Raw genomic sequence first — 19,186 nt, 5'->3', positions numbered from 1 at the left:
AAATGGGCCGAGCGTCGGGCCGGAGTGTCCCAGGTGAATGATTTCCTCATCCGCGCGGCGACGGACGCCGATGGCGACGCCATCGCCGGCCTCATCGCTGCGGCCTTTGCCGAATATGAGGGCTGCGTGTTCGACCGCGCGGCCGAATTCCCCGAGCTCGACGCCATCGCCGGCCATTTCGCCGCGCGCGGCGGCACGATCTGGGTCGCCGAGGACGGCGGCACGGTCATCGGCTCGCTCGGCCTCTTGCCGGCCCGCGACGCCGACGCGCCCGAGGGGGCGATGGAGATCGTCAAAGTCTACGTCGCCCGCATCGCCCGCCGGCGCGGCGTCGCCCGCGCGCTGATGGCGACCGCGCTCGCCCGTGCGGAAGCCGCCGGCGCCGGTGAGGTGCGGCTGTGGACCGACACCCGCTTCACCGACGCCCACCGCTTCTACGAGGCCTGCGGCTTCGTTCGCGGGCCGGGCGCGCGGGAGTGCCATGACCTGTCCGCCACCTTCGAATATCCCTACCGGCTGACGCCGGCTCGCGCCCTCGCGCCGCCTGCGATGCCCCTGCCCGCGATGGAAAGCTGAGAACATGGCCAGGTTTCAGGCCGGCCCCGCCATGGTGGCGGTGGCCGGCATCGGCATCCTGTCGGTCATGGACGGGCTGATCAAATACGCCGCCGGCACGCATGGAATCGGCCAGATCGCGCTGATGCGCTACGGCTTCGGCGCGCTGGTGGCGTTCGCGGTGTTCCGCGCGACACGCACCGCCCTGCCCTCCATGGAGATCGTGCGCCCGCACGCCTGGCGCTCCGTCGTGGTCGCGGCTACCGCGTTCTTCTTCTTCTACTCGCTGGCGGTGCTGCCGCTCGCGGTGGCGCTGGCGCTGTCCTTCACCTCGCCGATCTTCATCGCCCTGTTCGCCGCCGCGCTGCTGGGCGAGCGGCCGGGGCGCTCCATCCTCATCGCCCTCGGGCTCGGCTTCATCGGCGTGCTGGTGGTGCTGTGGAGCGAGATCGAGCCCGCCGCGCACGCGGGGGGCGACACCAACGCGCTCGGCCTCGCCGCCGCCATCGCCTCGGCGATCACCTACGCGCTCGCCATGGTGACGCTGAAGAGCCGCGCCGCGCGCGATCCGCTGCCGACCATCGTGCTGCTGCAGAACGCCTTCGCCGGCACGCTGCTCGCTCCGCTCGGCATCGTGCAATGGACCCTGCCGACGCTCGGTGAGGTGCTGGTGTTCTTCACCATCGGCGCGCTCGGCACGGCGGGGCACCTGTGCATGGCCTGGGCCTATGGACGGGCGGACGCCAGCCGGCTGGGCGTGCTGGAATACACCGCCTTCGTCTGGGCGGTGGGCATCGGGCTGCTGGCCTTCGGCGAAATCCCTTCCGCCGGCACGCTGCTCGGCGCGGCGCTCATCGTCGGGGGCGCGCTCGTCGCCTCCCGCCGCGCTTCCTCCGTGCCCGAGCCCGAGGTCGAAATCGGCCCGTGAGGGCGCCGGTGCGGCAAGACGGGGCTGGACCGGTGGGCCGGAGACGCTAGGCTGTCGACAACATCTCCCCTCCCCGCCGGCCGCGTTCACCGGAGAGTCCGCATGCGTCCCACGAGCTTGAGCCGTTCGCGCTTCTTCCGCACGGCGCTTTTCGGTGCGGCCGCGCTGGTGGCGGGCCTGCTCGTCGACACTGTGCCGGGCCGGGCGGCCGAGCCGATCCGAATCGGCGAGCTCAACAGCTACAAATCGCAGCCCGCCTTCCTCGACCCCTATCGCAAGGGAATGCAGCTCGCGCTCGATCAGGTGAACGCCGCCGGCGGCGTGCTCGGCCGGCCGCTGGAGCTGATCGCGCGCGACGACGGCGGCAACCCGGGCGATGCGGTGCGCGCGGCGGAAGAGCTGGTGACGCGCGAGAAGGTGGACCTCATCACCGGCACCTTCCTGTCGCATGTCGGTCTCGCCGTCGCCGACTACGCCAAGCGGCGCAAGGTGTTCTTCCTCGCCGCCGAGCCGCTGACCGACAAGCTCACCTGGAGCGACGGCAACCGCTACACCTTCCGCCTGCGACCCTCCACCTACATGCAGGTGGCGATGCTGCTGCCGGCCGCGACCGCAGCCAAGCGCAAGCGCTGGGCGCTGGTCTATCCCAATTACGAATACGGCCAGTCCGCCGCCGAGACCTTCAAGACGCTCCTCAAGGCCGCCCAGCCCGATGTCGAAATCGTCGCCGAGCAGGCCACCCCGCTCGGCAAGATCGACGCCGGCGCAGTGACGCAGGCCATCGCCGACGCGAAGCCCGACGCCGTGTTCAACGTGCTGTTCGGCCCCGACCTCGCCCGCTTCGTGCGCGAGGCCAACACGCGCGGCGCGCTCGATGGCGCCTTCGTGGTCAGCCTTCTGTCGGGTGAGCCGGAATATCTCGACCCGCTCAAGGACGAGACCCCGGCCGGCTGGGTGGTGACGGGCTATCCCTGGTACGCCATCCCCACGCCCGAGCATAAAGCCTTCCTAGATGCCTATCAGGCCGCCTATGGCGACCATCCCCGGCTCGGCTCCATCGTCGGCTACACCACCATCAAGTCCATTGCCGCCGGCATCGAGAAGGCGGGCAGCACCGATACCGAGAAGCTGGTCGCCGCCTTTTCGGGCCTCGCCGTCGACGGGCCGTTCGGGCCCTTCACCTTCCGCGCCAGCGACCATCAGGCGACGCTTGGGGCCTATGTCGGCACGCTGGGGGTGAAGGAGGGACGCGGCGTGATGCTCGATCCCGTCTATGTCGACGGCGCGAGCGTGCTGCCCTCCGACGCCGAGACCGCAAAGCTGCGCCCGGCGGCCGACTGAGCGCGCAAGGCCGAGGGTCGGAAACGGCTTATGTCGCTCGATTCACTTCTGTTCCAGGCGGTCAACGGCCTCGCCTCGGCCTCCGGCCTGTTCCTCGTCGCCGCCGGCCTGTCGATCATCTTCGGCGTCACCCGCATCGTGAACATGGCGCATGGCTCCTTCTACATGCTGGGGCTGTACCTCGCCGTCACGCTCGCCCCCGCCCTCTCGCCGTGGATCGGCGGCGCGGCCGGCTTCTGGGGCGGCATCCTCGTCGCGACGCTGGCGGTGGCGCTGCTCGGCGCGCTCGTCGAGATGGTGCTGCTGCGCCGGCTCTATCGCGCGCCCGAGCTCTACCAGCTCCTCGCCACCTTCGCGCTGCTGCTCGTCATCAGCGACGCGGTGCTGTTCCTGTGGGGACCGGAGGACATTCTGGGGCCGCGCGCGCCCGGCCTCTCCGGGGCTGTCGATCTCCTCGGCCGCCGCCTGCCGCAATATGACCTTTTCCTCGCGCTCGCCGGCCCGGCGGTGCTTCTCGGGCTGCACCTGCTGCTGAGGCGCACGCGCTTCGGGCGGCTGATCCGTGCCGCCACGCAGGACCGCGAGATGGTCGCCGCACTCGGCATCAACGAGGCGCTGCTGTTCACCGCCGTCTTCGCGCTCGGTGCCGGCGTCGCCGGGCTCGGCGGCGCGCTGCAGATGGCGCGCGAACCGGCCAATCTCGCCATCGACCTTTCCGTGCTGGGCGACGCGTTCGTCGTGGTGGTGGTCGGCGGCATGGGCTCGATCAGCGGCGCCTATCTCGCCGCCGTGCTGGTGGCCGAGGTGAAGGCGCTGTGCACCGCGCTCGGCGTCGTCGACATCGCCGGCTACGCCTTCAACATGTCGCGCCTCACGCTGGTGGCCGAGTTCCTCGTCATGGCACTGGTGCTTATCCTGCGCCCGCACGGCCTGTTCGGCCGCCCGCAGCCGCCGGCCACCACGCGCGCCCGTGCCGAGCCGGCGCCCGCCCCGCTCGGCAGGCGCGGCGCTGTCCTCGTGCTCGTTGCCGTCGCGCTGTTCGCTGCCGTGCCGCTGATCGGCCAGTTCTTCGCCTATGCGCCGGTGCTGGCGCTCGACATGGTGATCGCGGCGCTGTTCGCCGCCTCGCTGCACTTCATCATGGGGCCGGGCGGCATGGCCTCCTTCGGCCACGCCGCCTATTTCGGCCTCGGCGCCTATGGAGCGGCCTTCGCGGCCACCCGGCTCGGCGCCCCGACCCCGCTGGCCTTCGCGATGGGGATCGGCACGGCGGCGATGGGCGCGACGCTGTTCGGCTGGTTCTGCGTGCGGCTGGAGGGCGTCTATTTCGCCATGCTGACGCTCGCCTTCGCGCAGATCGTCTGGTCCATCGTCTATCAGTGGGAGGAGGTCACGGGCGGCTCGAACGGCATGTTCGGCGTCTGGCCGCAGGCGCCGTTCGACGAGCCGGCCGGCCTCTACCTCGCCGCGCTGGCGGTGACGCTCGCCGGCCTTTTCCTGATACGCCGCGTCGTCTTCGCCCCCTTCGGCTTCGCGCTGCGGGCGGGGCGCGATTCGAGCCTACGGGCGGAAGCCTCCGGCATTCCCGTGGCGCGGGTGCGCTGGCTCGCCTTCGCGCTCGCCGGCACGCTGTGCGGCGCCGCCGGGGCGCTGTTCGCCTTCGCCAAGGGCTCGATCTCGCCGGAGGCGATCTCGGTCGGGCGCTCGATCGATGGGCTGGTGATGGTGCTGCTCGGTGGCGTTCAGAGCCTGATGGGTCCCGTGCTCGGCGCCGGCGGCTTCACCCTGCTGCAGGACATGGTGATGCGCGAGACCGATTACTGGCGTGCCTTGCTCGGCGCCGTCATCCTCGCCGTCGTGCTGCTGTTTCCCTCCGGCATCGCCGGCGGCCTGCGGCGCGCCGGGAATGCCCGATGAACGCCGGCGCCCCCGTGCTCGAAGTACGCGACCTGACCAAGAGCTATGGCGGCGTGCGCGCGGTTGACGGGGTGAGCTTCGACGTCGCCGCCGGCGAATTGCTGGCGCTGATCGGGCCGAACGGGGCGGGCAAGTCGACCTGTTTCAACATCGTCAACGGCCAGCTTCGGCCGGATGCCGGCGCGGTGCGCCTCGGCGGGCGCGTCATCACCGGCCTGCCGCCCCGTCGCATCGCCGCGTTGGGGGTGGGGCGCACCTTTCAGGTCGCGGCCGTGTTCGGCTCGATGACGGCGGCGCAGAATGTGCAGACCGCGCTCGCCGCCGCACGGGGCGGCACCTTCGACCTCTGGCGCCCCGCGCGCCGGCTGGGGCGGGAACAGGCGCTCGACCTGCTGGCCCAGACCGGCATGGCGGCGCAGGCCGACCGCCCGGCCAGCACGCTGGCCTATGGCGACGTCAAACGGCTGGAGCTTGCCATGGCGCTGGCCGGCGAACCGCGCCTGCTGCTGATGGACGAGCCGACCGCCGGCATGGCGGGCACCGAGCGGCGCGAGATGATCGCGCTGGTGCAGGCACTCACCCGCGCGCGCGGCCTCGCCGTGCTGTTCACCGAGCATTCCATGGATGTGGTGTTCGGCCATGCCGACCGGGTGATCGTGCTGGCGCGCGGGCGCCTCATTGCGAACGGAGGCGTCGATGAGGTGCGCCGCGACCCGCTGGTGCGCGAGGTCTATCTCGGCGGCGCTCCGACGGAGGCACGGCCATGAGGTCGGTGCCGACGCTGCTCGACATCGAGGGCCTCGCCGCCTGGTACGGCGAGGCGCAGATCCTGTTCGACCTGTCCTTCACCGTAGGGCGCGGCGAGGCCGTAGCGCTGGTCGGGCGCAACGGCGCCGGCAAGTCCACCACGATGAAAGCGCTGATGGGGCTGGTCCGGCGCCGCGCCCGCCGTATGGCCTTTGCCGGCCGCGACATCGCCGCCCTGCCGACCCATGAGGTGGCGCGGCTCGGCATCGGCTACGTGCCGGAGGACCGGCGCATCTTCACCGATCTGACCGTGGCGGAAAATCTCGACCTCGGCCGCCGCCCGGGCGCCGCCTCGCTCTGGACCGACGCCGCCATCTTCGAGCTGTTCCCGCATCTGGCGGGGCTGCGCGCGCGGGCGGGGGGAAGCATGTCGGGCGGCGAGCAGCAGATGTTGGCGGTCGCGAGATCTCTTGTTGGCAATCCTGAGTTGCTAATCCTCGATGAACCCTCGGAAGGAGTTGCGCCGATCATTGTAGAACAAATGATCGGGGCGCTGCTGCGTCTCAAGGCAAGCGGAATGTCCTTCCTGATCTCGGAACAGAATTCTTTGCTCTGCGAGGCGATATGTAACCGCGCCTATGTCATGGAGCAGGGCGAGATGCGATGGCAGGGCGGGATTGATGCGCTTCCGGCCGGAAGCGATTCCGTCGGTTTATTCACTAAGCTGAAGTAGTTTTATCCTCTTTCCGACTCTTGCGTTTGCGAGCCGGCTCAATTGTGCTCTGATGGCGGCGATAACGGTTGTCTTCGGGGGGAAGAGGGCCAATGGATCCGGACAGCCCTGACGAGGTTGCGGACGTCACGGCTTCGGCGATTGATTCGTACCGGCTCGGCGAGCAGGTGGGCTTTCTCATGCGTGTCGCCAGCCAGCGCCATACGGCGCTGTTCGCGGCGCGGATGATCGAGGGCCTGACGCCGCCGCAATTCGCTACGCTCGCCAAGCTGCGCGAGATCGGCCCGTGTTCGCAGAACCGGCTCGGCCGGCTCGTCTATCTCGACGCGGCCACCATCAAGGGCGTTGTCGACCGCCTGCGCGCGCGCGGCTTCGTGCTGACCGCCGACGACCCGCTGGACCGGCGCCGGCGCGCCGTCGGCCTGTCGGAGCGCGGCCGTGCGGTTGCCGACGCCGCCATCGTGGTGGCCGAGGAGATCACCGACGCGACGCTGGAGCCGCTCACGGAGGAAGAGCGCCTCCAGGTTGTGCGCCTGCTGCGCAAGCTCGGCTGAGTGCGCGCCGGTCAGCCGCCGCGCGGCGCGAAGGCCGCGAGTATCCCCGCATAGGGCTTCGGGCGCGGCGACGCATAGGCGCCGGCCTTGGAGGTGGAAAGCCCCACCCTCACCAGCCCCTCGGCCAGCGCCACCGCGCTCGCCACGCCGTCAATGACGGGAACGCCATGCTCCTCGCCCAGCGCGCGGGCAAGGTCCGCCATGCCGGCACAGCCAAGCACCACCGCCTCCGCGCGATCCTCGCGCACCGCGCGGCCGATCTCGGCGGAGATGCGGGCGCGTGCGTCGGAGGCGGGGGCCTCCAGTTCCAGCACCGCGACTTCCGAGGCGCGCACGGCGGCGCAGCGCCGGTCGAGCCCGGAACGCATCAGATTGGCCTCGATCACAGGGATCGAGCGCGAAAGCGTCGTCACCACCGAGAAGCGATGCGCGATCAGGCTCGCCATGTGGAAGCCGGCTTCACCGATGCCGACCACCGGCGCGCGCGCCAGCGTGCGGGCGGCGTCGAGCCCGGTATCGTCGAAACAGGCGATGATATGGGCATCCACGCCGGCCGCCTCGGCCTCGCCGATCGCCGCCAGCAGGCCGGGCAGCGCCAGCGCGTCGTCATAATGGCCCTCGATCGAGGCCGGCCCCATGACGGAGGTCGCCGCCACGATCTCGGTCCCCGGCGCGGCCACGGCGCGCGCGGCGGCGGCGATCTTGTCGGTCATCGAACGGGTGGTGTTGGGATTGACGAGATGGATGCGCAAGGGACGGCCTGCCGCGTGGAGGGGACGTGTGCGCTTCTAGCACGGGCGCTGGCTGGGGCGGGAGGATTCGAACCTCCGCATGGGGGAATCAAAATCCCCTGCCTTACCGCTTGGCGACGCCCCAACGGGCCGGGCGCGCCGGCGCCGGCCGTGGGCGCGGACATAGCCACAGCTTGCCGCGCCTTTCAACCTCGGCACCGCATGGAACCGCCGCGGGGGGCCGCATCGGCAACATGCCGCCGTCGAGGAGCGGCATGCTTGTGCACAATCATCCACCGACATCTTCACCCGCCCCTTGCGGGGCTGCGCGGGGGCATGCTAGAGGCTCGCGCCATGCCGGAGTGTAGCGCAGCCTGGTAGCGCACCTCGTTCGGGACGAGGGGGTCGCAGGTTCAAATCCTGCCACTCCGACCACTAATTTCCCGAGATTTTCCAGCTGTCTGCCGAAGCGAAGCGTACGCCCTCGGGCGCCCGCTGCGGACGGCGTCTGGACAAGGCGGCCGGCGCTCCCATATGCGGATGATGCTTCCCTTAGGTCCGCTCCGCGCTTGAAAGATTCTCCCTACCGCTTCCAGCCCCTTCCGGTCCCGCTCGGGCCGGACGGCGTGCCGCGCCGCATCGGCGTCGAGATCGAGTTCACCCGTCTTTCCGAGTGCGCGGCGGCGCTCTGCCTCGCCGGCGCGCTGGGCGGCGTAGTGGTCGAGGAGGGGCCGCACGCCTTTCGCGTGGACGGCTCGCGGCTCGGCAGCCTTGGAGTCGAGCTCGACATGCGCCATGTGCATCCCCAGCGCGCCGACTATCCGCTGCCGTGGCTTCGTCCCGTTGCCGGCTGGCTCGGCGCCGCCGTGCACCCTTTCGTCCCGCGCGAGCTGGTGACGGGGCCGCTGTTACCGGAATCGCTGCCTGCGCTCGATGCCGCCCTGGAGCCGTTGCGCCGGGCCGGCGCTGCAGGGGACGGCGCCAACGCCTTCGGCTCGCTGGGGCTGCATTTCAACATCGCAGCGGCGGCGCCCGACGCGGCCCGCGTGCTGACCGTGCTGCAGGCCTTCCTGCTGCTGGAGGCGCGGCTGCGGGCGCAGAGCCTGACCAGCCCGGCGGCGCGCTGGCACGCGCCGGCGCCCTACCCCGCCGGCTATGCGGCGCGGGTACTCTCGCCTGCCTACCGGCCGGACCTGCGGCAGCTCGCGGACGACTATGTTCTCGCCAACCCGACGCGCCATCGCGCGCTGGACCTGCTGCCGCTGTTCCTGCACCTGTTTCCCGAACACGTCGCTCCGCGCATACGCGGCAAGGCCAAGCCGCGCGCCGTGCTGCATTACCGGCTTCCAGTCGCCCATGTCGGCCGGCCCGGCTGGTCGTTGGCGCCGGACTGGAACCGCTGGGTCGAGGTCGAGCAGTTCGCCGCCGACCCGGAACGGCTAGCGGCGGCACTGCGCGACGGGGCCGACGCACGTGCCACCTGACGCCGGCAAAGGGTTTTAACCCCGGCCGTTTAGCCGGCTGCGTGCATTCCGCGCGGCCCCTCGCCCGCGCGGCGCCGCTGCGTCAGGCCGGCGCGAAGGTGCCGTCCGGCTTCAGGCGCTCCAGCACACCCGTCGCCACCGCGAAATAGGCGCCCTGCAACGTCAGGCGACCGTCTTCCAGACGCTCGCGCAGCCAGGGGAAGGTCTCCAGATTGCGCAGCGAGAGCTTGACGCACTGGTGCTCCAGGATGCGGCGCTGCTCGGCGGGATCGTCGCTGAGGTTCAGCGCGATATCGCGCGCCGGGCCGGCAATCTTGATCCAGTCCGGCAGGAAGTCCTGCGCCTGTTCCGGCGCCCCGTCGATCAGCGCCCCGGCGCCGCCGCACAGGGCGTGGCCGAGCACGACGATCTGGCGCACCTCCAGCACCCGCACGGCGAACTCGATCGCCGCGCTGGTGCCGTGATGGGCGTTGTCGGGGGCGGTGTAGGGCGGCACCAGATTGGCGACGTTGCGCACGACGAAGAGCTCGCCCGGCCCGGCGTCGAAGATCATGCTGGGATCGACCCGGCTGTCCGAGCAGGCGATCACCAGCGTCTGCGGCTTCTGGCCGAGAGCCGCAAGCCTTTCGAACAGCGCCTTGCGGTCCGGCCAGGAGGTGGCGCGAAACCGGCGATAGCCGTCCAGTAGTTTGTCCATCCGTCACCCTTGCGATAGGCACGCCGCGCATTAGTGAATAACCGTGCCGGGGCCGGCACGCAAACGGCCGCGCGCGATCCGGCTGCGCCCGCCGATACTTACGCTGGGGAAGAAGAGACCATGGCTGAGGACATTCCCTTCGAGCGGCGCTTCGATGCCGTGCCCGGCGCGGTCGAAATGGTGGCACCCGGCGTGCGGCGCGTGCTGGCGCCCAATCCCGGACCGTTCACCTTCACCGGCACCTGCACCTATATCGTCGGCGAAGGCGAGGTTGCGATCATCGACCCCGGCCCGGACAATGCCGATCACCTGGCCGCCGTGCTCGCGGCCATTCCCGGCGAGAGCGTGACCCACATCTTCCTCACCCACACCCATCGCGACCACAGCGGCGCGCTGGCGGCGCTGAAGGCGGCGACCGGCGCGCCGACCTATGCCGAGGGGCCGCACCGCGCCGCGCGGAGGCTGCACGCGCAGGAGGTGAACACGCTCGACGCCTCCGGCGACCGCTCCTTCCTGCCCGATGTCGCGCTGGCCGATGGCGCGCGCGTGGAAGGCGCCGGCTGGGCGCTGACGGCACTGGCCACGCCGGGCCATACCGCCAATCACATGGCGTTCGTCCTCGAAGCCGATGCGGCGCGATCCGAAGGCGTCATCTTCGTCGGCGACCATGTGATGGGCTGGTCCACCACCATCGTGGCCCCGCCCGACGGCTCGATGAGCGCCTATATGGATTCGCTGCGCCGGCTGCACGCGCGGCCCGAAAGCTTCTACCTGCCCGGCCATGGCGGGCCGATCCGGCAGGGGCCGGCCTTCGTCGAGCGCTTCCTGCGCCACCGCCAGTCGCGCGAGCGCGCGATCCTGCGCGCGCTGGAGCGCGGGCCGATGGCGATACCCGATATCGTGCGGGCGATCTATTTCGGGCTCGATCCGCGCCTCGCCCATGCGGCGGGCCTGTCGACGCTTGCGCATATGGAAGACCTGACGGAGCGCGGCGACGTGCTCACCGACGGCCCGGCCGTGCTCGGCGGTCTCTACCGGCTGCCGTGAGAGCCGCGCTCACTGGCGGCGCGGGCGGCCCTGCTGGTCGGCGATCTCCGACAGCATCTGGTCGACGCGCCGGGCGTTCGAGCCGAAATCGCGCTCGCCATTGCGCGCCACCGAGCGGATGTCGACGCGCGCGCCGCCGGCGGTGCGGCGCACCCGCACCACGAGGTCGTCGCGCAGGCCGAAGGGCAGGCTGCGCGCCACCGCCTCGATGCGCCCGTCGCGCTCGCCGCGCGGCGGCACGGCGTCGACGACGAGCCATTTGTGCCGCGTTACCAGCGCCAGCATGGCGCGGTAGATCTCTTCCGGCGGCGCATCGAAGCTCAGCGGCTTGATGCCGGGATAGAGGTCGAGCTGGCGTCCGGAAAGCGCCTCGCCGGGATAGGCGAGAGCGTTGGAAGCGCGCGAGCGCACCGCGCCGAGGGTGACGAAATCCGGGGGATCCTCGGTGTCGGTGGTCACATCCGGCAGGGTGCGCTTGCCGATGCCCAGCGCGGCGATGGTCGCGGTCGGCATGATCAGCATCAGCGCCAGCGCGGCGGCGCCGAGCACCCGGCCAAGGCCCTTGAGCCCCTCGTTCCAGATGACGACGAAGCCGGCGAAGGCGAGCAGCAGCGCCACTACGGAAACGCCGACGCCGGCCAGCACGGTGTAGGCGGCGCTGCGGAAATCCAGCGTCTCGGTGGCGAACAGCACCGCCCCGATGAAGGTCACGGGAAAGGCGAAGACCGCCGTGCGCAGGCTCCAGACCGCGAGCCGCGACATGCGTTCCTCGACATAGAGCCGCCGGCGGATCATCGGGCCGCGCTCCTTCCCTTGCCTCTCGTCACGCCGCAGCCTCGGCGCGCGCGACGATGATGTCGGCCAGCTCCTCCACCGTGTCAACGACGAGGTCGGCCTCATGGGCGAAGGCATCGACCGGACCGGGGCCGCAGCGCACGAGGATGGCACGGGCACCGGCAGCGCGGGCGGTATCGAGATCATGGCGGGTGTCCCCGACCAGCGCGATGTCGCCGGGCGGCAGGCCGGTGAAGCGGCAGAACGCCTCGACCATGCCCGGCGCGGGCTTGGAGCCGTAGCCGGAATCATGGCCGTAAATGGCGCTCAGATAGGTATCGAGGCCGAGCCGCCCGGCCTGCAGCCGCGCGCCGCGCTCGGCGTCGTTGGTGGCGATGCCGAGCGGCATTCCGAGCGCATGCAGCCGGGCGAGGGACTGCGCCGGCTGGCCGAGCGGGGTGAGATGGCGCTCGCCTTCCTCGCGGAACAGGCGGTCGACCTCGCGGTAGAAATCGAGGTCCGCCACCCGGTCGAGCACGTCGGCCCAGAGCGGGCCGTACTGCCGCGAGGAGCCGGCGATGAGCGGCGAAGTCTGGAGAAAGCGCCGCTCCTCCGGCAGGTAGTGGCTGACCTGCTGGAGCGCCTTCAGCGCCGCGCCGTCGCCGTCCGCCAGCCGGCGCATCACCTCACCGGCAGCCGGGCCCCAGGTACGGTCGAAATCGACAAGAGTTCCGTCCTTGTCGAACAGAATGGCGCGCGGGGCGTTCATATGTGGGTGCAGCCGTTTTGCAGTCGTTCGAGGGGGCCTGATAGCATGAAATTCCACAGCCTCCCATTGCGGCCCTGGGCCGCCCTCGTCGCTCTCGGGCTCGCCCTCACGGGCCCTGCCCAGGGAGAGGAACTGCGTCAGTCGATCGACCAGACCGGCACCGCGATCAACCGCCAGCTCGGCGACTGGCTCGGGGTCGGGCCGCAGAATGCGACGCCGCGCAAGCCCTCCACGCGCGCCAAGAAGCCGGCCGCGAGCGCCGCGGCCATGCCGCTGCCGCCGCGCCGGCCGATTGAGGCGAAAGAGCAGGCCGCCGCCGCGCCGGATGTCGAGGCGGCGCCGGCATCCTTGCCCGCGCCGGAGATCGCCGCCCCGCAGGTCGTTCCCCCGCCGGCCGCCGACCGTCAGGCGGCCGCGCCATCGCCAGCGCCCGTGGCCCCGCGTCCCGAGCCCCGCCCGGCGACAGAGACGGCCGCCCGCGCGCCAGCGCCCGAGAAACCCGTCGCAACGGCGCCGGCCGCGACCGGGCCTGTCCCGCCCCAGGCCGCCGCTTCCGCTCCCGCCATTGCCGCGCCGCCGGCGACGCGAACCGTGCCGCTGCCGCCCCCGGCGCCGGAGCGCCTCGCTGCGCTGCCCCCGGCAGCCGTACAGCCCTCCACCGAGATGGCTGCCGAGGCCAAGGAGCCGGTGCCTACCGTCTGCCCCGAACTCTCGAACGAGGATATCGGCGTCTTCACCACCGTCACCGTGACGGCGACCAAGAGCGCGTGCACGGTCGACCGGGGCGTGAGCCTTTCCGCCGTGCGCATGAAGGACGGGCGCCTCGTCACGCTGGAGCCGGCCGCCGTGCTCCGCTGCGAGATGGCCGCCTCCGTGGCGAACTGGCTGCGCGACGAGGTCGAGCCGGCGGTCGCCACGCTCGGCGCGCCGCTCGACAAGGTGCTGGTGGCCGCCTCCCAGCAGTGCCGGCCGCGCAACCGCGTTGCCGGCGCGAAGATCAGCGAGCACGGGCGCGGCAACGCGCTCGACACGCGCGGCTATGTGCTGACGGACGGGCGGCGCTTCGTCATCGGCGCGCCCCGGGCCGGCAGCGGCGAGACGGCGATGCCGGTCGCCTTCCAGGAACGGCTGAAGACCAGCGCCTGCGCCGGCTTCACCACCATTCTCGGCCCCGGCTCGGACGGCTTCCACGAGGAGCACCTGCATGTCGACCGCGCGGAGCGGCGCTCGGGTGCGGTGCTCTGCCGCTGGGCGACCGGCCCGGCCGTGGCGCGGGTGCCCAAGCCGACCGCCAAACCGCCGCAAACGCCCGCCGCCGCTGAGACGCCGGAGGCTGCGGAGGACGCGCCGGAGGATGCTCCCGCGCCCGATACCGCAGCGTCGGGCGGCGATTCCGGTCGATAGCGCCCCGCTCCGACCAAGGGTGCGCTTCCGGCATGGGCTCCGGCGATCTAGGGTGAGCGCCTACGACACCCCTGCCGGCGGAGTTACGGCCATGCTCACCAATCTTCAGGCTCGCGACGTCGAGACCCTGATCCATCCCTACACGAATCTCGTCGCGGTGCGCGAGACGGGCCCGCTCATCCTTGAGCGCGGCAAGGGCGTGTGGGTGACGGATGTCGACGGCAAGCCCTATCTCGAAGGCATGGCCGGCCTGTGGTGCACCGCGCTCGGCTACGGCAATGAGGAGCTGGTCGAGGCGGCGGCGGAGCAGATGCGCAAGCTGCCCTTCACCCACATCTTCGGCGGCAAGAGCCACGACCCGGCCATCGAGCTTGCGGAGAAGCTGAAGGAGATGGCCCCGGTGCCGATCTCCAAGGTGTTCTTCACCTGCTCGGGCTCGGAAGCCAACGACACCCAGATGAAGCTCGTCTGGTACATGAACAACGCGCTCGGCCGGCCGAAGAAGAAGAAGATCATCTCGCGCATGCGGGCCTATCACGGCGTTACCATCGCCTCGGCCTCGCTCACCGGCCTCGCCGGCAACCACAATGATTTCGACCTGCCCATCGCCGGCGTGCGCCACACCACCTGCCCGCACCACTACCGCCTCGCCGAGGCCGGGGAGAGCGAGGAAGATTTCGCCACCCGCCTCGCCGCCGACCTTGAGGCGCTGATCCTCGCCGAGGGGCCGGAGACGGTCGCCGCCTTCATCGCCGAGCCGGTGATGGGCGCGGGCGGCGTCATCGTGCCGCCGAAGACCTACTACCCGAAGATCCAGGCGGTGCTTGAGAAGTACGACGTCTTCTTCATCGCCGACGAGGTCATCTGCGGCTTCGGCCGGCTCGGCACCACTTTCGGTTCCGAGGCCATGGAGATGAAGCCGGACTCGATCTCGATCGCCAAGGCACTGTCCTCGGCCTACCAGCCCATCGGCGCGGTGATGATCCCGGAGATCATGTACGAGGCGCTGCTGACGGAGAGCGCCAAGCTCGGCAGCTTCGGCCACGGCTACACCTATTCCGGCCATCCGGTGGCCGCCGCCGTGGCGGTGAAGACGCTGGAAATCTACGAGCGCGAGAGCATCTTCGAGCGGGTGCGGGCCAAGATCCCGCAGTTCGCCGCCCGCCGCGCGGCGCTGGAAGACCATCCGCTGGTGGGCGAGGCGCGCGGCGCCGGGCTCGTCGCCGGCATCGAGCTGGTGGCCGACAAGAAGACCAAGCACCAGTTCGACCCCAAGCTGGGGGTGGCCGCCAAGACGGTGGCGTTCTGCCAGCAGGAGGGGCTGATCCTGCGCAACGTGTTCGGCGATGCCGTCACCATCTGCCCGCCGCTGGTGATCTCGCCGGCGGAAATCGACGAACTGTTCGATCGCCTCACCCGCGCGCTCGACAGGACACTCGACTGGGCCGTGCGCGAGAAGCTGCTGGCGGCGTGAGCCGCGCCGGGATCGTCGTCATCCCGGTCCAGCAGGCGGGAGCCGGGATCGCTCCCCATTCCGGCGACGATCCCGGATCGGCCTGCGGCCGTCCGGGATAACGGCGCAGGAGCGCATAAACAAACACGACCGCACAAACAAAAAGGGCGCTGCCGTCAGCAGCGCCCTTGTCGTATCGGAACCCGTCGGGTCGGCTCAGAGCACGACCACGTTGGTGCCGGCCGGCACGCGGGTGTAGAGGTCGATCACGTCCTCGTTGAGCATGCGGATGCAGCCGGAGGAGATGGCCTGACCGATATATTCGGGCTGGTTGGTGCCGTGGATGCGGAACAGCGTGTCCTTGTTGCCCTGATAGAGGTAGAGCGCGCGGGCACCCATCGGGTTGTGCGGGCCGGGGCCGACGAAGTTCGGCACGCCGGTCAGGCGCTCCTTGATCTCAGCGGTCGGGGTCCAGGTCGGCCACTCGGCCTTGCGGCCCACCTTGGCCTCGCCCTTGAACGCCAGGCCTTCCTCGCCGACGGTCACGCCGTAGCGGATCGCCTTGCCGCCGTCCTGCACGTAATAGAGATACTTCTTCTCGGTATCGACGACGATGGTGCCCGGCTTCTCGGTACCGGCATAGTCGACGAGCGAGCGCTGGTACATCTCCGGCGGCAGCACCTTTTTGTAGGGCGCATTCGCCAGAAGCTGCTTGTCACGCGGCGTCAGCGACGCCTCCGGTGCGGGCTGACGCTGCGCATTGCTGCACGCGCCCAGCAGAACCGCCAACAGGACAACCACCGCCCCGCGCAAAACCATTTTCGATGCTCCGAATCGCCTGCACGCCTGGATGCGTGTCTCTCAGCCCATATGTCGATTAGCCGATGTGGGTGCGGCCTTGAAGGGGCCACGACGTCGCCATGAGTTTGTCGGCGCAACTTGTTGCGGAAATACCTCAGTTACGTTGGAAGAGGTCGAAAACCCGCCGAAAACCGCTCCAGAGCGCTGCGAGGCCTTATCCGGGACCGCGATTCTGCTTATTTTCGACGCACTCGCCGATCATTTCATCGGCAGTTGCCCGTTCATCGGGACAGCAGACACCGGAGGAAGACATGTCGACCGAAGAATCCCCGGCTCAGCCGAGCCGGCCGAGCGAGCGCTGGGAGCGTTCGCAGCAAGCCAGCCAATGGCGCGAGATCGGAATTTCCGCGGTTGCCGCCGCAGCCCGCTATGCCGGCCCCACCAAGACGGTATCCGATGCCCCCGTTGCGACGGGCGCGGCGCGGACCGAAGACGCGGAAGCCAAAATCGTCACGCTTCGCGACGTCGAATATTTCGCGGCCTGACGCCGCCGGCCGCAGGGCCGTGCCGCACAGCCGCCTCATCTCCCTGAGCTGAAGGAAGACGGTGCGCCCCTCGCCGGGTGCCGCCTGCGCGCATCCGCGCGCAGGCCGTCGTCCGGGCGCTCGTTCCGTTGTCGGGAACGGCAAGGCGCGGGAATCGTTGCGGTCCTGCGCGGCGCCGTGCCGGCTGGCGGTCCGCCCGGTTCCGTCGCATGTTCGGCGCCAGCGAGGGAGCCTCGGAGACCGCATGATCACCGCCTACAGCGTGCGCGCCGGCGCGCTCGTGCCCCATCGGCTCGGCCCCGACGAGGCGCTGCCGCCGGATGCGGTGTGGCTCGACCTGTTCAAGCCCGGCGAGGGTGAGGACCGCATCGTCGAGGCCGCGCTCGGCATCAGCGTGCCGACGCGCGAGGAGATGGTCGAGATCGAGCCGTCGAGCCGCCTGCGGGTCGAGAACGGCGCGCGCTACATGACCGCCTCCGTCATCTGCAACAGCGAGGGCGAGCTTCCCGCCCTCGCCGAGGTCACCTTCATCCTCGCCGGCGGCCGCCTCGCCACGGTGCGCTATGACGAGCCCAAGCCCTTCAAGGTCGTGGTCGCCACGCTCGACCGCACCTGCCCGGACGGCATGAAGGGCGACCGGCTGCTGCTGGTCATGCTCGACACCATCATCGACCGCGCCGCCGACATCATCGAACGGCTGTCGCAGGAAATCGACGCGGTGTCGCATCAGGTGTTCGAGCGCGAAAGCGCCCGCGCCGGCGACAGCCAGCGCTTCCGCGTCATCCTCAAGCAGCTCGGCCGGCGCGGCGACCTCGCGTCCAAGGCGCGTGAGAGCCTCGTCTCCATCGGGCGGCTCGTCACCTTCCTCGCCACCGAGGGGGAGGCACAGCGCTTCGACAAGGAGCAGCGCGCGCTCTTGAAGAGCATGCAGCGGGACGTCGCCTCGCTGAGCGACCACCTCACCTATCTCGGCGGCAAGATCACCTTCCTGCTCGACGCCACCCTCGGCATGGTCGGCATCGAGCAGAACAACATCATCAAGATCTTCGCGGTGCTGTCGGTGGTGCTGATGCCGCCGACGCTGATCGCCTCGGTCTACGGCATGAACTTCCAGCACATGCCGGAACTCGACGAGCGCTGGGGCTACCCGCTGGCGCTCGGCGCCATGGCGCTGGCGGCGGTGCTTCCCTACCTGTTCTTCAAATGGAAGAAATGGCTGTGAGGCGCGCGGTCATCCCATCGGGATGATCGCAGGCACCTTCACACGTGCTGGCCGCCATTGATGTGGATCTCCGACCCGTTGAGGTAGGAGGACGTCTCGGTGCACAGCACATAGATGATCTTGGCCACCTCGTCGGGCGTGCCGAGGCGCTGCATGGGGATCTGCTCGACGATCTTCTCGGTGCCGGGGGAGAGGATCGAGGTGTCGATCTCGCCCGGCGCGATGGCGTTGACGCGCACGCCGAGACGGCCGAAATCGGCCGCCATCTCGCGCGTCAGCCCGGCCAGCGCCGCCTTGGAGGTGGCGTAGGCGGCGCCCGCGAAAGGGTGCACCCGCGAGCCGGCGATGGAGGTGACATTCACCACCGCGCCATGCGTCTTCTTCAGCTCTTCGAGCAAGCCGCGGGCGAGCAGGATCGGCGCGAAGAAATTCACCTGGAACACCCGCCGCCAGTCTTCCTCCGGCGTGTTGAGCGTGCCGAGGCGCGTGCCGCCCGTGCCCTTTGGCGATATGCCGGCATTGTTCACCAGCGCGTGCAGCTCGCCCTCGGGCAGCCGGCTCTTGATCTCGTCCACCGCGCGCAGCGTGTCCTGCGGGTCGGAAAGGTCGACCTGGATGTGATCCTCCGGCCCCATCTCCCACGGGCAGTTCTCCGGGAAGGCATGGCGCGAGCAGGTGATGACGCGCCAGCCGGCGGCCGAGAAGCGCTTGACGGTCGCGTGGCCGATGCCGCGCGAGGCGCCGGTGAGCAGCAGGGTGCGGCGGGGCTGATTGGAGTTCATGGCGGTTGTCTTAGCTCAGCGCGGGGGTGGTGTCAGGGGCAAAGCGTAGCGGAAGGGCGTGACGTCGCCGTCACGGGAAGAGCCGGGTGCGGATCCATTCGCCCTCGCCGGGCGCCTCGCGGCGGAACACCACGCGGTCATGCAGCCGGAACGGCCGGTCGTGCCAGAACTCGACCTGCAGCGGGCGGATGCGGAAGCCGGTCCAGTGCGGGGGGCGCGGCACGCTGCCCAGCGCATATTGCGCCGTCACCTTGGCGATGGCCCCCTCCAGCGCGAAGCGCCCTTCCAGCGGGCGCGACTGCTGGCTCGCCCAGGCGCCGATCTGCGACAGGCGCGGGCGGGTGGCGAAATAGGCGTCCGCCTCGGCGTCGCTCACTGTCTCGACCGGGCCGCGCACCCGAATTTGCCGGCGCAGCGACTTCCAGTGGAACACGACGGCCGCCTTTGGCACGGCGGCAAGCTCGCGCCCCTTGGCGCTGTCGGTGTTGGTGAAGAAGACGAAACCCCGCTCGTCGCGCGCGTTCAGCAGCACCATGCGCACATCCGGCAGCCCGTCGGCGTCGACGGTGGCGAGCGCCATGGCGTTGGGATCGTTGGGCTCGCTTTCCTTCGCCTCGGCAAACCATTCCTCAAACAGACGAAACGGCTCGGAGGCGGCGGTGAAATCACCGGATTTTAACTCTTCGGGGGCTTCCATAGCGG

The 19,186-nt window shown here is 70.2% G+C and carries 20 protein-coding genes and 2 tRNA genes; 14 read left to right on the top strand and 8 right to left on the bottom strand.

Annotated features, from left to right (window positions below; genetic code table 11):
• Positions 1 to 33: 33 nt before the first annotated feature.
• The 7 genes from MWN33_RS05505 (at position 34) to MWN33_RS05475 (ending at position 6,775) form a co-directional block, all read left to right on the top strand.
• On the top strand, positions 34 to 576 hold the full coding sequence (locus MWN33_RS05505) for a GNAT family N-acetyltransferase (protein ID WP_247199422.1): 543 nt from the start codon (positions 34 to 36) through the stop codon (positions 574 to 576).
• Between the two features lie 4 nt (positions 577 to 580).
• Entirely contained in the window at positions 581 to 1,483 is a 903-nt protein-coding gene (locus tag MWN33_RS05500; protein ID WP_247199420.1) for a DMT family transporter, read from the top strand.
• Positions 1,484 to 1,585: 102 nt separating this feature from the next.
• The gene (locus MWN33_RS05495) at positions 1,586 to 2,824 is read left to right on the top strand and encodes an ABC transporter substrate-binding protein (RefSeq protein ID WP_247199418.1); all 1,239 of its coding nucleotides are present in this window, start codon (positions 1,586 to 1,588) and stop codon (positions 2,822 to 2,824) included.
• 30 nt (positions 2,825 to 2,854) lie between these two features.
• Entirely contained in the window at positions 2,855 to 4,741 is a 1,887-nt protein-coding gene (locus tag MWN33_RS05490; RefSeq protein ID WP_247199417.1) for an ABC transporter permease, read from the top strand.
• Complete coding sequence (locus MWN33_RS05485) at positions 4,738 to 5,508, top strand: ABC transporter ATP-binding protein (protein WP_247199415.1); 771 nt, start codon at positions 4,738 to 4,740, stop codon at positions 5,506 to 5,508. The genes MWN33_RS05490 and MWN33_RS05485 overlap by 4 nt, the downstream gene beginning before the upstream one ends.
• Positions 5,505 to 6,221, top strand: coding sequence for an ABC transporter ATP-binding protein (locus tag MWN33_RS05480; protein WP_247199413.1), 717 nt, complete (start codon positions 5,505 to 5,507; stop codon positions 6,219 to 6,221). The genes MWN33_RS05485 and MWN33_RS05480 overlap by 4 nt, the downstream gene beginning before the upstream one ends.
• 92 nt (positions 6,222 to 6,313) lie before the next feature.
• The gene (locus MWN33_RS05475; RefSeq protein WP_247199411.1) at positions 6,314 to 6,775 is read left to right on the top strand and encodes a MarR family winged helix-turn-helix transcriptional regulator; all 462 of its coding nucleotides are present in this window, start codon (positions 6,314 to 6,316) and stop codon (positions 6,773 to 6,775) included.
• Between the two features lie 11 nt (positions 6,776 to 6,786).
• Here the strand turns inward: MWN33_RS05475 and MWN33_RS05470 are convergent, their stop codons facing one another.
• Together MWN33_RS05470 and MWN33_RS05465 are read right to left on the bottom strand one after the other, a co-directional pair.
• A complete protein-coding gene (locus tag MWN33_RS05470) occupies positions 6,787 to 7,527 on the bottom strand; it encodes an aspartate/glutamate racemase family protein (protein WP_247199409.1) in 741 nt (246 codons plus the stop codon).
• Between the two features lie 49 nt (positions 7,528 to 7,576).
• Positions 7,577 to 7,651: transfer RNA gene (locus MWN33_RS05465), tRNA-Gln, on the bottom strand.
• A 213-nt stretch (positions 7,652 to 7,864) separates the two neighbouring features.
• Here MWN33_RS05465 and MWN33_RS05460 point away from each other — a divergent pair.
• Positions 7,865 to 7,941: transfer RNA gene (locus MWN33_RS05460), tRNA-Pro, on the top strand.
• A gap of 134 nt (positions 7,942 to 8,075) precedes the next feature.
• Positions 8,076 to 8,990 (top strand): amidoligase family protein, encoded by a 915-nt coding sequence (locus tag MWN33_RS05455; RefSeq protein WP_247199407.1) that lies wholly within the window; start codon positions 8,076 to 8,078, stop codon positions 8,988 to 8,990.
• A gap of 82 nt (positions 8,991 to 9,072) precedes the next feature.
• On the opposite strand, the gene MWN33_RS05450 is transcribed toward MWN33_RS05455, so the two are convergent.
• Entirely contained in the window at positions 9,073 to 9,687 is a 615-nt protein-coding gene (locus MWN33_RS05450; RefSeq protein WP_247199405.1) for a carbonic anhydrase, read from the bottom strand.
• A gap of 120 nt (positions 9,688 to 9,807) precedes the next feature.
• On the opposite strand from MWN33_RS05450, the gene MWN33_RS05445 reads away from it, so the two are divergent.
• Positions 9,808 to 10,734: an MBL fold metallo-hydrolase gene (locus MWN33_RS05445; protein WP_247199403.1), complete on the top strand. Its 927-nt coding sequence runs from the start codon at positions 9,808 to 9,810 to the stop codon at positions 10,732 to 10,734.
• 9 nt (positions 10,735 to 10,743) lie between these two features.
• On the opposite strand, the gene MWN33_RS05440 is transcribed toward MWN33_RS05445, so the two are convergent.
• Together MWN33_RS05440 and MWN33_RS05435 are read right to left on the bottom strand one after the other, a co-directional pair.
• The gene (locus MWN33_RS05440; protein WP_247199401.1) at positions 10,744 to 11,529 is read right to left on the bottom strand and encodes a DUF1499 domain-containing protein; all 786 of its coding nucleotides are present in this window, start codon (positions 11,527 to 11,529) and stop codon (positions 10,744 to 10,746) included.
• A gap of 28 nt (positions 11,530 to 11,557) precedes the next feature.
• The gene (locus tag MWN33_RS05435; protein WP_247199399.1) at positions 11,558 to 12,277 is read right to left on the bottom strand and encodes an HAD family hydrolase; all 720 of its coding nucleotides are present in this window, start codon (positions 12,275 to 12,277) and stop codon (positions 11,558 to 11,560) included.
• Positions 12,278 to 12,322: 45 nt separating this feature from the next.
• Here MWN33_RS05435 and MWN33_RS05430 point away from each other — a divergent pair, with 45 nt between their 5' ends.
• Entirely contained in the window at positions 12,323 to 13,681 is a 1,359-nt protein-coding gene (locus MWN33_RS05430) for an extensin-like domain-containing protein (protein WP_247199397.1), read from the top strand.
• A gap of 91 nt (positions 13,682 to 13,772) precedes the next feature.
• Positions 13,773 to 15,155, top strand: coding sequence for an aminotransferase (locus tag MWN33_RS05425; protein WP_247199395.1), 1,383 nt, complete (start codon positions 13,773 to 13,775; stop codon positions 15,153 to 15,155).
• A 195-nt stretch (positions 15,156 to 15,350) separates the two neighbouring features.
• Here the strand turns inward: MWN33_RS05425 and MWN33_RS05420 are convergent, their stop codons facing one another.
• Complete coding sequence (locus MWN33_RS05420; protein ID WP_247199393.1) at positions 15,351 to 15,953, bottom strand: L,D-transpeptidase; 603 nt, start codon at positions 15,951 to 15,953, stop codon at positions 15,351 to 15,353.
• 293 nt (positions 15,954 to 16,246) lie between these two features.
• On the opposite strand from MWN33_RS05420, the gene MWN33_RS05415 reads away from it, so the two are divergent.
• Together MWN33_RS05415 and MWN33_RS05410 are read left to right on the top strand one after the other, a co-directional pair.
• Positions 16,247 to 16,480 carry a hypothetical protein gene (locus MWN33_RS05415; protein WP_247199391.1) on the top strand — a complete coding sequence of 78 codons (234 nt, stop codon included), beginning with the start codon at positions 16,247 to 16,249 and terminating at the stop codon, positions 16,478 to 16,480.
• 244 nt (positions 16,481 to 16,724) lie between these two features.
• Complete coding sequence (locus tag MWN33_RS05410) at positions 16,725 to 17,702, top strand: magnesium transporter CorA family protein (protein ID WP_247199390.1); 978 nt, start codon at positions 16,725 to 16,727, stop codon at positions 17,700 to 17,702.
• Between the two features lie 38 nt (positions 17,703 to 17,740).
• Here the strand turns inward: MWN33_RS05410 and MWN33_RS05405 are convergent, their stop codons facing one another.
• Both MWN33_RS05405 and pdxH read right to left on the bottom strand, forming a co-directional pair.
• Positions 17,741 to 18,484 (bottom strand): SDR family NAD(P)-dependent oxidoreductase, encoded by a 744-nt coding sequence (locus MWN33_RS05405; protein ID WP_247199387.1) that lies wholly within the window; start codon positions 18,482 to 18,484, stop codon positions 17,741 to 17,743.
• Between the two features lie 70 nt (positions 18,485 to 18,554).
• Positions 18,555 to 19,181 carry a pyridoxamine 5'-phosphate oxidase gene (pdxH, locus tag MWN33_RS05400; protein ID WP_247199385.1) on the bottom strand — a complete coding sequence of 209 codons (627 nt, stop codon included), beginning with the start codon at positions 19,179 to 19,181 and terminating at the stop codon, positions 18,555 to 18,557.
• Between the last annotated feature and the right edge of the window lie 5 nt (positions 19,182 to 19,186).

The organism is Ancylobacter koreensis (assembly GCF_023016525.1).
Taxonomy (GTDB): domain Bacteria; phylum Pseudomonadota; class Alphaproteobacteria; order Rhizobiales; family Xanthobacteraceae; genus Ancylobacter; species Ancylobacter koreensis.
The sequence above is the reverse complement of the archived record's forward strand: the minus strand, read 5'-3'. Positions and strand labels throughout refer to the sequence as shown.